Origin of the sequence: Paenibacillus turpanensis, from assembly GCF_011421635.1 — a bacterium.
GTDB classification, from domain to species: domain Bacteria; phylum Bacillota; class Bacilli; order Paenibacillales; family YIM-B00363; genus Paenibacillus_AK; species Paenibacillus_AK turpanensis.
The window spans coordinates 214,233-226,880 of sequence record NZ_WTLI01000004.1 but is presented as its reverse complement, the minus strand read 5'-3'; the positions used below and the strand labels follow the sequence as shown (position 1 = coordinate 226,880).

Genomic DNA, 12,648 nt, shown 5'->3' with positions numbered 1-12,648 from the left:
ATGATTTGTGTTAAACTTAATAAAGTTAAAAACTTCTTAGAAAACGGTGAATAGAAGTGAAGGTTATCAGGAGAGTTAAGTACTACGCGATAAGGTTGTTTCGAATTAATGCGGGAGCGCATAAAGTTGCACTTGGGTTAGTCACGGGCTTTTTACCGTGCTGGTTTCCCACATTCGGCATCGGGCCTTTGCTTTCGATCACCCTTACTAAATTATTTCGGGGAAGTACAGTGGCGGCGGTGATCGCAGCTGCGCTAGGCTCGTTCTTATGGCCGTTACTATTTTATATGAATTATGCAACTGGACGTATCCTTCGGGGGCCTAATCATCAGGCGGATGTACCCAAGGCAATTGAAGAAGTAGAATTTACTGAAACTCTGACTTTCCTTGAAAGGTTAGGGAAATTAGGCGTTGATTTTTTCCTGGGTAGTACAGTAAATAGCATTCTTTCTATGGTCATTGGGTATTTTTTATTTCGTTATCTGTTCCAAAAATTAAGACCCACGGTGTTGAAAAGGCTTAGAAAGCATTAACAAAAAAAGCTGCCCCTATGAAGAAGAACACCTCTTTCATGGGGACAGCTTATTGCGTATTTATTGCTTTAACTTTAGCAGATGTTCTCCATAAGTACGGATCGGTGTTGTATTTTGCAAACCGGCATTCTCCCCAATGATGAAAATCCGATCACCCGTCAAACCAGCTCCGTAATAGGCGGAAATATCACTTTCGGCATTACCATAAGCGTAGTCAATTTGTACTCCTTTGGAGATTATGGATTTTAAATAATTTAGCTTATAGGTGATCGCACCGGAACCGGATAAAATCTCGGAGCCTTCGTAAGTATGAATCATTCCTCTTGGAAAACCTTTCTGAACGAGCCATGTTTGCGTTTTCTCCGAAAGCCAATAAGGTCTTGCTGATAAGTAAAGAATGTCGTATCCTTGCTCGGCGTAAAATCTGACGACATCCACAGCATGGTTATATGCCTTGGGCTGGTAAGAACCGTTCCACAATTCACTTGCATAAGCTTTAATGTTTTCAAAATCATCGGTGGTCAAGGTGCCGTCGATATCGAATACAACGTATTTTGACGTCTTGTCTAACACTTGGATGTACATGTTTGCTTCTGTACCGTCACCCTCCACAAACAGCTTTACGAGATGGACTCCCACATTTAGATTTTTCGGAAGGACGTAGTGAATCCGGCCATCGGAATCGGTGAGTGCACGCCCAAGGTATTTCCAAGCTGGCTGTGGATCTGAGAAGGTCCAGGTGTATATTGAAATCCACTCATCCTCAAGATCTTTACGGAAATCACCATACTGGAATTTGGCGTCTATGTACTGGAGGTCATTCTTTGAAAAAATCATATCATAGCCATTGTGATGGGGGGTATGAGTGCTGACCATGTAGGTATTAACCCAATGGTTAAATCCCGTTTTTTGCCCATGAAACGCATGATTATGGAAGTCAAAGCTGAGGTTAGCGGTGGAAGTGGGATTGGCAAGAGTCACGAAAGGATTTTGGCAGGTGAACAGGACTAGCACCATCAATACTACGATGAATGATCGGATTCTTTTTGCGACAAACATAACTTCACTCCTTACCATTTAATGGATTCGTGGAAATTGTAATACAGAAGTGTAAACAGATTGTTAGTTTGAATTTAAGGGTTAGTAAATTAACCAAAGCGCCCCCTAAATTTCCCAACTGCCGAAACATTGTGTGCCGCTTTCCCGTAATAGGGTATACCAGTTTTTAAACAACGGGAGGGGAATGCATGAGAAAAGGCTGGAAAGCGGTGATGCTGCTGGCAGCGGGAATGGTTTTGATGGTGCTCCTAACGGGCTGCGGCGCGAACAATGAATATACGATCGATAAAGTCGATGTTATGGCCAAGGTTCTACCGGACGGGGACTTGTACGTAGAGGAGCTGTACACCTATACCGTTCGCGGGCAGTACGATAAAATTGGCCGTTATATGGATGATTTCGGGGAGTCCAATATCGAGTTTTTCGAAGCTTTTGTTCCACCAAACGATCGGGAGCTCGGTAACTTCGGTTTCGAAAACCTAAAGAGCTACCCCGTTTCCTTAAGTGTGAATAATGGTTCCTATGATGTGTTCTTACAGGCACAAGATGAAACAAAACAGGTGTATTACCGTTACCGGCTGGATCGGGAAGCCTTGAAATACTCCGACGGCGGGGAGCTGGATTGGATCGTTTTCCAGAGTAACGATGCGGATCATCATAACGTTACCGTAACTGTGCGTATGGAGCAGCATCCTAAGAAGTCTTTAATCGGCTTTGCCTACGATCGCTCCGGAGGCTCCCTAGTAGAGGTAACGGACCGTCAAATTCGGTACGAAAATAAGCAGCTGCCGGAGCAGGATCAGGTAAGATTGAAGGTGTTTTTCTCTGCAGAGGCGGTCCCGGAGCTGGAAGCTACGGCGGCTGCAACTCAGGCAGAACGCCTGCAGGAAGAAACGGCGCTGCAGCATAAGTTTGCGGAGCGGGAGCGTCTCTTGGATGTCGGCCGCCAAACTGCAAGCTTGTTCACCTATCTTGCCGCTGCAGGCGTCGTATTTTACGCTCTTTCCCTGCGCAGGGTTTTAGCCTGGTGGCACGGCCGGCATATCTCTCGCGAGGAACTGGAGTCGATGAATCCGGTTAAGCTTGTTTCCCTTTACAGAAAAGGGGCGCTGCAAAGTGCGGATGTGCTCGCCGGAGTGTTTGCACTGCGCCGAAGGGGGTTGATTGAAATCTCCATGATCCCGTCGGGACCACGCTTTCAGGAGGATCGGAGAGCACCGAAGCAGCTGCCGTTATTTGCTTTCGGCGGCAACCGCTCGAACCTGAAGGGAGCGGATCGACACCTGCTCGGCTGGCTGTTCCGCGGAACAGGCGTGCTGGATCTCGAAAAGATTTCGGGCCCTACGGAAATCGAGCGCAGGCAAAAAGCCGCAAGGAGCAAGTATGTGCAGCGGCAGCGGCGGTTTCAAAGGGCATTCAGCCGGTGGCAGGAGCTTTTGAAGGGGGAGGAAGGCTGGACGGTTACGTACAGGGACTATCCATCGAGAAGAATGATCGTTCCTGCCATAGCCTTTACACATCTCCTCATGCTCATCTATATGTATATTGCAGATGTCAAAGCGTGGGGATCGGTAGCTATACTGGCTGTAATATTGGGCGGTGGTGCGGTTTGGCTCTCGATCCGAAGCCGTTCCAAGGGTTATCTCATCGCGTATCTGGTCGCATGCTTTTTCGCAGCCGCTCAAGTGGTTCACGATCCGGTCGTCGGGGAATACTTTATCACCGTTCTGATCTCCATTATCCTAGTCGTGTTTTTGCCCGGTAGAGTAACGGATCCGGAATCGGAAGCCTATCGGAGTGCTATAAAGAGGTACCGTCGCTGGCTTACCAAAGGCGGAGGGGATGAGGGAAGCGATCCCGATCGTCTCGAACGAATGCTGCAGGCTGCGCTGCTGCTCGGCGTAGGGCGACGCTTCTTGACACGTGCAAGAAAACAGCATGCGGACTCCTTCTATGCGACTTCACCGGGCTTACACGCCGAAGGGCTTGACGCCATCGATTATGCCTTTAACCGGTCTTGGAAAGGGGTAGCCAGCAAATCGTCTGCGGGATCAAGCGGTAACGGCTACGGGGATGGCGGCTCCAGCTCGGATGGAGGGACAGGAGATGGAGGCAGCGATAGTGGCGGAGACGGCGGCGGCGGGGGAGATTGAGTGGGACGGGATAAACCGTCCCTCTTTTATCTACATGGCAGAACTTTGGACAGCTTAGCGCAATCACGAACGATTCATCCTTTGTCGGTTGACCAGAAATATCCCGAAGCAGATGAATGCGCCGCCCAGCCAAACCTGCCATTGAATTTGCTCGCCAAGCAGCAGCCAGCTGGATAGGACGCCGAACAGCGGCGCCAAAAATAAATACGAGCTGGTGCGACCGGGATCTCCCTTCTGGAGCAGGTAAAACCAGGCGGAAAATTGCAGAACCGAACATAGGACGACTAAACATGTCATCACGAGTACGGAGGTCGCCGTTATTTCGAAATGGGGCTGCTCCGACAGCAAGCTCATGATTAACAGCCCGATGCCGCCTGTCAGCATTTGATAAGCAGACAGAACCATACTATTGAAGGATGCTCCCCAACGCTTGATTAACAAGGTGGCGGCAGCGAAAAGAACTGCACCCATGAATGCAATGAGCGTGCCGAAATGAAGCCCCAAGCCACCGCCCAAGGAGAGAAAGACCCCTAAAAAACCGATAGCTACACCCAGCCACTCTGAAGCGCGATATACGGCATCGGTGAATAACGTTCCGAAAATGATGACTAGAAGCGGGTTGATAAATGTGATAATGGCCGATTCACTCGAAGTAATCCAGTTCATGCTGTAATATACGCAACCCATAACACCTGCCGTTTGCATCAAGCCGATGAGGGTTACCTGCAGCCATTGACGGATGCCGCGGGGACGCGGTTTTTTTATAACGATGAGTGCAAGTAAACCTCCCGCCAATAAATACCGGATGCTCATAAGAAAGAAGGGCGGAGCGAAAGCGAGACCGATTTTCCCGACGGGGAATGCAATTCCCATTAAAAAAGTGGTTATGATCAAAAGGCCGTAGTATTGGATCTGATCCTTCACGATAGTCCCTCCTTGGGTTCATTTTTGCTATAACCATTGTATTGCCTGCATTGTATATTTGTATAATTGAATTAAATGAACAGAAGAATCAATATTATTGAATATTAATACTCAGACCATTACCTCCGGTTGCAAAAGGCGTGTTTATCGGCGAAGGATTAGGTATACTAGTAGTTAGACAGGCAATTACTGTTATTATTTAACAGCATAAAGAGAGGGGTATTACGTTGGAGTCACTTTGGTTGGAGTATGCTTGGGCTTTACTCATTCTTATCGGGTTGGAGGGCCTGTTATCGGCTGACAATGCGCTCGTCTTGGCGGTAATCGCGAAGCATTTGCCGGACGAACAGAAGAAAAGGGCAATCAATTACGGTATCATGATGGCCTTTGTTTTCCGTTTTGCTGCTTTATTCGCAATCTCCTTTATTGCTAATGTGTGGCAGGTGCAGGCAATTGGTGCGGCCTATCTTCTATACCTAGGGTTAAAACACATCATTCAAGCGAAATTCGGTAAGAAGAATGAGGATCTTCATAAGGACGACAAGCAGGCTGCCGCTGGGAAAGGCTTTTGGCCTACAGTAGGAAAGATTGCTTTGGCGGATCTTGCTTTCGCCATCGATTCGATTCTGGCTGCGGTAGCGCTTGCGCTCGGACTGCCGGATTCTCCGCTTGGGGACTTTGGCGGTATGGATGGAGGTAAATTTATAGTCGTCGTTCTCGGCGGTGTTGCCGGGTTGGTCTTGATCAAATATGCAGCGACTTGGTTTGTAAAGCTGCTTGCCCAACGGCCGGCTTTGGAAACAACAGCGTATGCGATTGTTGCCTGGGTTGGGGTAAAGCTTGCGGTGATTACACTTGCTCACGAGGATATCGCGGTGTTGGATCACCATTTCCCACATAGTACGGGCTGGACTTTGGTCTTCTACGCGGTCTTGATTGCGTTAGCTCTGTTGGGTTGGTTTGCTCCAAGCAACAAACCGGAAAAAGCGAGCGATTCGTAAGGCGCGTGATGTGCTGAGGCTCGGCCTCTTCAAATGAATACGTGTTGCGGAGACTGCTTAAAACGTCGTTTATACGGCGTTTGGGGCAGTCTTTTTTAATTTTTCGTTGACGGCTACATATTTCGACAGACATCATTTTAAATTTTAAAGTAAAATTCAGTGGGTGTAAAAAGCGTACAAAGTGAAATGCCGTTTGTATCTTGCGGATCGGACAGGCATTGTTTTAGAAAACGTGGTGAAAGAAAAGACATAGATGTATTGAAATGAGGTAAAACGAGGTCTAGGCATGGATGGGTTCGTCGTACATATCAACAGTGAAGAGGATATCTACCTTGCGATCAGCCGAGCTCGCTATTTGGCAGACGGCAGGTTCACGGAAGCGGATTTGCAATGTATCTTTGTGACCATTTTGGAGCTGACGAGGAATGCGCTCAATTACGCAGGGGGCAGGGCGGTTTTTCTATGTGAACGGGTCGAAGGCGGGTTACAGATTCAAGTCATCGATAAGGGCCCGGGGATCCCCAACTTAGACGATATTTTCAACGGCAGCTATCGCTCGCCAACTGGCTTGGGGTTAGGCCTGCAGGGGGTGAAGCGAATGATGGATACATTCGAAATCGAGACTACGGAGAAGGGGACAACAGTTCGTGCAACCAAATGGCCATCTCAACCAAGAACCTAAGAAAAACGAAATCCACTTAAGTCAGCTGGCCTCCGTAGGGCAAGTGGCCGCAGGAATTGCGCATGAGGTTCGAAATCCTCTGACGGCGGTTAAAGGTTTTCTTCAATTACTAAGGGAAAAGCATGAAGAACGGTATGTTGAGATCGCACAGTCGGAATTGGACAATGCTTTGCATACATTAGAAAATTTATTGCAAGTCTCGAAGCCGGATCTGGAGGATGAGCCGAGTCAGCCAACGAACTTAGCTGTGGAGCTGGAGGCTGTTCTGCAATTATTTCAGGATCAGATTTATCGGGTGCAAGTGATCACGAGGTTTGAAAAGACCGATGCAAGCGTCTACGGCAAACGAAATCAGCTGAAGAAGGCTTTTTTTAATTTACTTAAAAATGCGTACGAGGCTATTGAGGACAAGGGTGTTATTTCTGTAAGTCATACCGTAATGAACGGTTACGTAATGGTAACCATCGAAGATTCAGGAGCAGGCATACCCAAAGATAAAATTGTATTGCTTAGCACCCCTTTTTTCACAACCAAATCGCAAGGAACTGGTATGGGCTTAACCCAAGTGTTCTCCGTTGTGTACGAGCATGGCGGCCATATCAAGGTGGAAAGTGAAGAGGGTTTGGGGACTACATTTACCATATCGATTCCTCTGGATCAGGGAAGACAAAAATATGAGGTGAACAAACTGCATATGGAATTTCAAGAGGGTCAGGAGCTGCGAGATTTTTTCGAGAAAAACAAAAAAATGTTCGAAGAGAAGCTGCTCCAGGAAGCAGTGAATGTGAAGGATAAGGTTGAAGAAATTCAAACGATCGGAAATATTAATTTATTACATAACGCTCACAAGCTGGTTCTTTTTCTCATCGAGGGACGAAAGCATGACATCATCGTTTTTGCCAAAGAGGAAGGGAAAATTTGGGCCAAGCATGCTTTGACGCTGTCATTTAAGCTGGAGTGGATTCATGCATTGCGCCGCGTGGTTTGGGGATTTTTATACAATTATGACCGGTTAAAGGATTCCGTTCTTGTTCGGGAGCATTTTTACACGCAGGAAAAGCAAATCAACGAGCTGCTCGATCAGTTTTTAAATTATTTCTTTATTAGCTACTCGCAGTATAAGGATGAGCTCCTACGGTCTCATCGGGAGATGGTAGAGGATCTTTCGGTCCCGATTATTCCGTTATCCGAATCGATGTGTATTCTTCCGCTGATCGGTACCATCGACACCTACCGAGCGAATACCATCGTGGACAAGGTGATTAACCAAATTGGAGTCTCCCGAATGCAGCGATTGATTATCGACTTGTCTGGTGTGGCGTATATGGATACGGCGGTGATCAGCCACCTCCTGAAAGTTATCGATGGTTCTTCCATCATGGGATGTCATGTGGTGATCACGGGAGTTCGCCCGGAGATTGTGAAGACCATGCTGAAGCTGGGTGTTTCGTTTGAGCAAAAGGCGGAAACGAAGGGGACGCTGCAGCAAGCGCTGTCCGAATATTTGCGAATGTAAGACTTCTTAAGAAAGGGCATCCGGCAGGGGTGCTTTTTTAAATGCTCTTAGCATCAGCAGCAAACAAATACCTTAAGGGATGTGGCTGTTATTCCAGAGTTGTGCTTAACCGTACAAGAAAACAGAATTCTAGATGCAACCGAGTCCTTTCTTTCGTTTACGGGCTTTTCCATAGAGGAACTGCAAAAGGCTTCTTTCCACACGGTCTGGGAGGAGCTGCTTCGCATTCCTGCTCCGGTAAAGTCTATTCGCGATGCAGCGGAGACCTACCTTTTTACTAAAAAGCTTGAGGTCCGTAAAGTTCGGGTTGCGAAACGAAGTCACAACGAGTCGGTTCAATTTGCTTTCGATGAGGACCTTGGTTTTGATCTCTCGAATCGGCTTCCTTATATTGACCATTTATATTCCAACGGAATTACGGGGGTCGCAATTTATTCCGCACCGGATATGATTTTGCTAAAAGCGAATCAAATTTATCTTAACTTTCTGGACGAGCCTTATCGGCAGCCAAAAGAGAGCATTGGAAGGTCGATCTACACGATCGTGAGCGGTTTTAAGGGAAGCCAAGTAGAGCAGGAATGGCTCAACGTGCTGAAGACCGGGAAGGTATTCGATAGTAAAGAAATGCCTTATGCCGGATATGCCCGGGGGACGACCTATTGGAACACCACGACGGTCCCCATTTATGAGAACGGGGAAGTAACCTATTTGGCGCAAGCGGCGGATGAGATTACCGAATTCGTACGAAATAAACAACGTCTGGAAGAACAGGCCGTCACCATTAGGCAGCAGAAGCTTGAATTGGAAGCCATTATTCAGAACATGTCGGACGCCGTCTATGTCATCGATAAAGATAAAAACATCGCCCTTTTGAACGAAGAAGCGCAAAGGAGATTTCCGGGTCAAGAGCTCCGTGTGCTTACTGATATTTTAGGCAATGCGGAATTCTATAATTTATCCCATGAACGGATTGCTGAGGAGCAGTATCCGATTTACCGTGCGCTTCAAGGGGAAACGGTAAGAAATTTTAAGATGATCGTCCGCCTGCCGGATCGTCAATATGTGACAGACATGAGTACGATCCCGATTTTTAATGAAAAAAGTGAGATTGAGAAAGTGATTGCCTGCAGCCATGACATTACGGAGCTCATGGAGCATCGCAGCAATCTCGAACATCTAGTAGAGGAACGTTCGAAGGAACTGTTCATCGCTCATGAAAAGAACAACAATATTCTGGAGAGTGTCACGGACGGCTTCTTTGCACTTAGTCAGGACTGGGAAATCACCTATGTCAACCAGCACGTCTGCCGTTTGACCGGCAAGACGAAAGAGGAGCTGCTCCAGAGGCACGTATGGGATCTCTATCCGAAGGATGGGCCCCATAGCATTTTTTATCAAAAATACAGCCAAGCCATGACGGATCGAATTGCGATCTATTTCGAAGCGTATGGACCGTCAACCGAACGATATTATGAGATAAGAGTGTACCCTTATCATGACGGGATCTGTGTGTTTCTGAAGGATATATCAGAAAAGAAGCAGTATGAGCAAGAGCTGAAGCGGCTGTCTCAGCTCGATCTGATCGGTCAGATGGCTGCAGGGATCAGCCATGAAGTCCGTAATCCAATGACAGCGGTAAGAGGCTTCTTGCAGCTGCTGAGTAAGAATCAGGATTTCCTAAATTATAAGGACACCTTTCACCTCATGATTGAGGAGCTGGACCGGGCAAACGCAATCGTCACTGAATTCCTCTCCATGGGATCCAATAAATTAAACGAACAGAAGCCGCAGAACATCAACGATATCATATCGGGGATCGCTCCATTGATCCAAGCGGATGCGTTAAGGCATGACCATTTGCTGGAGCTGGATATGAAGGATGTGCCGAGCTTAATGCTAAGTCATAACGAAATTCGTCAGCTGATCCTGAATTTATGCCGTAACGGAATTGAAGCCATGTCCGATGGAAAACAGTTAACGATCCGCACTTATGTCGACCAGGAGCATGTTATATTGGCCGTACAGGATCAAGGACAAGGGATTCGCCCGGAAATTATGGATCGGGTCGGTACGCCCTTTTTCACGACCAAGGAGAACGGCACCGGCTTAGGCTTAGGAGTATGTCACGGCATTGCGGCGCGGCACAACGCGGTGTTGGAGATTGTGTCGGGTACGGAAGGAACAACCGTGATGGTCAAATTCAAAACGGCCTAAGCTTCGGCACCAAAAATGCGGATCGCCCATATCCTAGAACTAAACATGCGATGGAGATGGGAAAAGAATGTATCGTTATCCATACAGGGCGATTCAAGCAAATCCGGTGGTCGTATCCTATGCACAAGGGGATGTAAACGGGGATCGTGTGACGGATCAAGTGTATCTAATCGGGGAATGGACGCAAGACAGTCCTTTTGTGCAAAACATTACTCTAGTCATTCAAGAGGGAAGAAGCGGAAAATCCACAAGCGTACCCTTGAAGGAAAATGCGGGGTATCATCCTTCTTTATTTTTGGGTGATTTTACCGGAAACGGTGTTGACGATATCTTAATCAGCATTGCCACAGGAGGCAGCGGGGGGACGATGGTTCATTATATGTATTCCTTCCTGGGAAATACGCCGCAGCTGCTGTTTGATTCTGGGGTGTATAATGAGCAGTACAAATACAAGGTGATTTATCAAGACGACTACAAGGTGAAGGTCACCAGCTTGAGAAACAACAACACCTTTCGAATAGACATCTCGGGCAGAGGGACGGAATACGTAGGGGACTTATATGATGAAGGCGGGAAGTTAAAGAGCCCTGTTGAAGGGTTTGTTAATCCCATTAGCGGTCTGTATCCAGTCGATTTTGATTCAAACGGAGTCTACGAGCTGCTGGCTTATCAAAAAATCGCCGGCCGATACAACGCGGATACGCTCGGGTACGTATTGAACACGTTAGCTTGGCGAGACCGTGAATTTGGTTTGCAGAACCAAAATGTCGCGATTTTGGGTTCATAGGAAGTAAGGAGCTGCCTTGTGCAGTTCTTTTTTTGTTGTTGAAAAAGTTTACATCCAAAAGTGACCGACTGTGACTCTTTCCAGTCTAATTATTGTAAGACCAAAACAGAGAAAGGAGGGGCCATGTGGAATCGACGAACCTTGCGGCAAAAGCGGCGGCAGGCGATTCGGACGCCTTTCTCCAGCTCGTCAAGCAGCTGGAGAATTCGCTGCATTATATGGCAAAGTCTATGCTTCGCCAAGATGAGGATGTGGCGGATGCCTTACAGGAAACGATTTTGAAGGCTTATAAAGCTGTTCATACGCTGCGGGAGCCGAACTATTTTAAAACCTGGATATTCCGGATCTTGATCAACGAATGTAACACGATTCTTGCACAGCGTTCCCGCACCTTGAATTATGAGCAGGTGGAACCCTCCGCATCGCATCCCGACGAATATGACAAGGTGGATTTGCGAGAAGCGGTAGAACGGTTGGAGGAAGCGCAGCGCGTTGTCGTTATCCTCCATTATTTCGAGGATCTTCCGCTGCGGCAGGTGGCCCGCGTCCTTGATATTTCGGAAAGCGCAGTGAAGATGCGTCTGTCTCGAGCGAGAGAAAGCTTGCTAAAGAGGTTATCAAATTTTCGTGAGGGGAGTGTAGGTTATGAAGGCATCGCATATTGAGGATGAATTGAAAAAGCTGGATACGGCTCAAACGGAGCTGTCTCCCCTTGTAAGATCGAGGCTCGATGAGACGTACGCTCAACTTTCCCAGCTGTCCAGAAATCGAAGCAAACGGGCGGCTCCACGGCTTCGCCGGGCAGTCTTCGCGACGACCGCAGCAGGGGTAGTGGGAATCGGTCTATTCGCTTCTGCGTTCGTGTCGCCGGTAATGGCCGATTCGTTGAGGAATATTCCGATTATCGGCAGTATCTTCAGCACCATCCACAATGACTCGGGACTTCGGTTAGCGGGAGATCTTAAGCTTTCTACAACCGTAAACCGCGAGGTGTCCCATGAAGACGTGACGCTTAGGGTGACGGAAGCTTTTTATGATGGAAACCGGGCCGCATTTTTACTTGATGTGACCGGGTCGAAAATGGATAACGGCATGTACAACAATGGGGAAAAAACGATGAAGCTCAGCAATGCGATCGATAATGTCTTCTTTACGGTGAACGGTCAAGAGGAGAGCGATGGGGGCAACATGCTGATCGGAGGGTTATTTTACGGCAGCGCAGGGGAGGCGCATCCGAATACGTTGGTTTTCGAACAGATCATGGATCCGGCTAGCGTAAGTGCCGTATCTGATTCCTTTACCGGTACAATTACGATCACGCTTGATGGAATGAAAGAACCATTGAAGCTGGAAATCCCTTTTACGAAAACATCGAATTCCGCGATTGAAGTGAGTCCGAATGCCGTTACAGCGAATGGGGAGTTCACCTTCAGCGTCTCCAAGGTAGAGGTGACGCCGGTGACAACTCGCTTGAAGACTTCCCTTGCGCTTACCCATGCGACCACGTTGACGGAGAAGGAGGAGCTTCGCATGCGGCGCATCGGAGCAGCTGTTTTTGACGATCAAGGCCGTCAATTGGCTGCTCTGAGCGGGGACGGCATCTATGAAGGAAATCGACTTATCTATGATCGCCGATACGCCTCCACGCCAGGTACGAGCAAATATTTGGTGGTCAAGCCGTTTGTCATAAAGGACGATTTCGCGGAGGATATCCAAGAGGACCAGTATATAAAAGAGCTGGAGACGAGAATCGAGCTTCCTTCCCACTAATAATTTCCT

The 12,648-nt window shown here is 47.7% G+C and carries 11 protein-coding genes; 9 read left to right on the top strand and 2 right to left on the bottom strand.

The features are described 5' to 3' along the window. Window positions 1-56: 56 nt before the first annotated feature. The gene (locus tag GQS10_RS05690) at window positions 57-533 is read left to right on the top strand and encodes a DUF2062 domain-containing protein (protein WP_207952150.1); all 477 of its coding nucleotides are present in this window, start codon (window positions 57-59) and stop codon (window positions 531-533) included. Between the two features lie 60 nt (window positions 534-593). Here the strand turns inward: GQS10_RS05690 and GQS10_RS05685 are convergent, their stop codons facing one another. Further along, window positions 594-1,592: an LNS2 domain-containing protein gene (locus GQS10_RS05685; RefSeq protein WP_166239914.1), complete on the bottom strand. Its 999-nt coding sequence runs from the start codon at window positions 1,590-1,592 to the stop codon at window positions 594-596. Window positions 1,593-1,780: 188 nt separating this feature from the next. Between GQS10_RS05685 and GQS10_RS05680 the strand changes: the two genes are divergently transcribed. After that, complete coding sequence (locus GQS10_RS05680) at window positions 1,781-3,745, top strand: DUF2207 domain-containing protein (RefSeq protein WP_166239912.1); 1,965 nt, start codon at window positions 1,781-1,783, stop codon at window positions 3,743-3,745. A 63-nt stretch (window positions 3,746-3,808) separates the two neighbouring features. On the opposite strand, the gene GQS10_RS05675 is transcribed toward GQS10_RS05680, so the two are convergent. Next, entirely contained in the window at window positions 3,809-4,669 is an 861-nt protein-coding gene (locus tag GQS10_RS05675) for a DMT family transporter (RefSeq protein ID WP_341805010.1), read from the bottom strand. 227 nt (window positions 4,670-4,896) lie between these two features. Between GQS10_RS05675 and GQS10_RS05670 the strand changes: the two genes are divergently transcribed. The 7 genes from GQS10_RS05670 (at window position 4,897) to GQS10_RS05640 (ending at window position 12,639) form a co-directional block, all read left to right on the top strand. Further along, the gene (locus tag GQS10_RS05670; protein ID WP_166239910.1) at window positions 4,897-5,670 is read left to right on the top strand and encodes a TerC family protein; all 774 of its coding nucleotides are present in this window, start codon (window positions 4,897-4,899) and stop codon (window positions 5,668-5,670) included. A gap of 286 nt (window positions 5,671-5,956) precedes the next feature. Continuing rightward, window positions 5,957-6,352: an ATP-binding protein gene (locus GQS10_RS05665; RefSeq protein WP_166239908.1), complete on the top strand. Its 396-nt coding sequence runs from the start codon at window positions 5,957-5,959 to the stop codon at window positions 6,350-6,352. Next, complete coding sequence (locus GQS10_RS05660) at window positions 6,318-7,868, top strand: ATP-binding protein (RefSeq protein ID WP_166239906.1); 1,551 nt, start codon at window positions 6,318-6,320, stop codon at window positions 7,866-7,868. The genes GQS10_RS05665 and GQS10_RS05660 overlap by 35 nt, the downstream gene beginning before the upstream one ends. A gap of 81 nt (window positions 7,869-7,949) precedes the next feature. Next, complete coding sequence (locus GQS10_RS05655) at window positions 7,950-10,082, top strand: PAS domain-containing protein (RefSeq protein ID WP_166239904.1); 2,133 nt, start codon at window positions 7,950-7,952, stop codon at window positions 10,080-10,082. 67 nt (window positions 10,083-10,149) lie between these two features. Next, complete coding sequence (locus GQS10_RS05650) at window positions 10,150-10,869, top strand: VCBS repeat-containing protein (RefSeq protein ID WP_166239902.1); 720 nt, start codon at window positions 10,150-10,152, stop codon at window positions 10,867-10,869. A gap of 125 nt (window positions 10,870-10,994) precedes the next feature. Then, window positions 10,995-11,534 carry a sigma-70 family RNA polymerase sigma factor gene (locus GQS10_RS05645; protein ID WP_166239900.1) on the top strand — a complete coding sequence of 180 codons (540 nt, stop codon included), beginning with the start codon at window positions 10,995-10,997 and terminating at the stop codon, window positions 11,532-11,534. After that, window positions 11,515-12,639, top strand: coding sequence for a DUF4179 domain-containing protein (locus GQS10_RS05640; RefSeq protein ID WP_166239898.1), 1,125 nt, complete (start codon window positions 11,515-11,517; stop codon window positions 12,637-12,639). The genes GQS10_RS05645 and GQS10_RS05640 overlap by 20 nt, the downstream gene beginning before the upstream one ends. Window positions 12,640-12,648 lie beyond the last annotated feature (9 nt).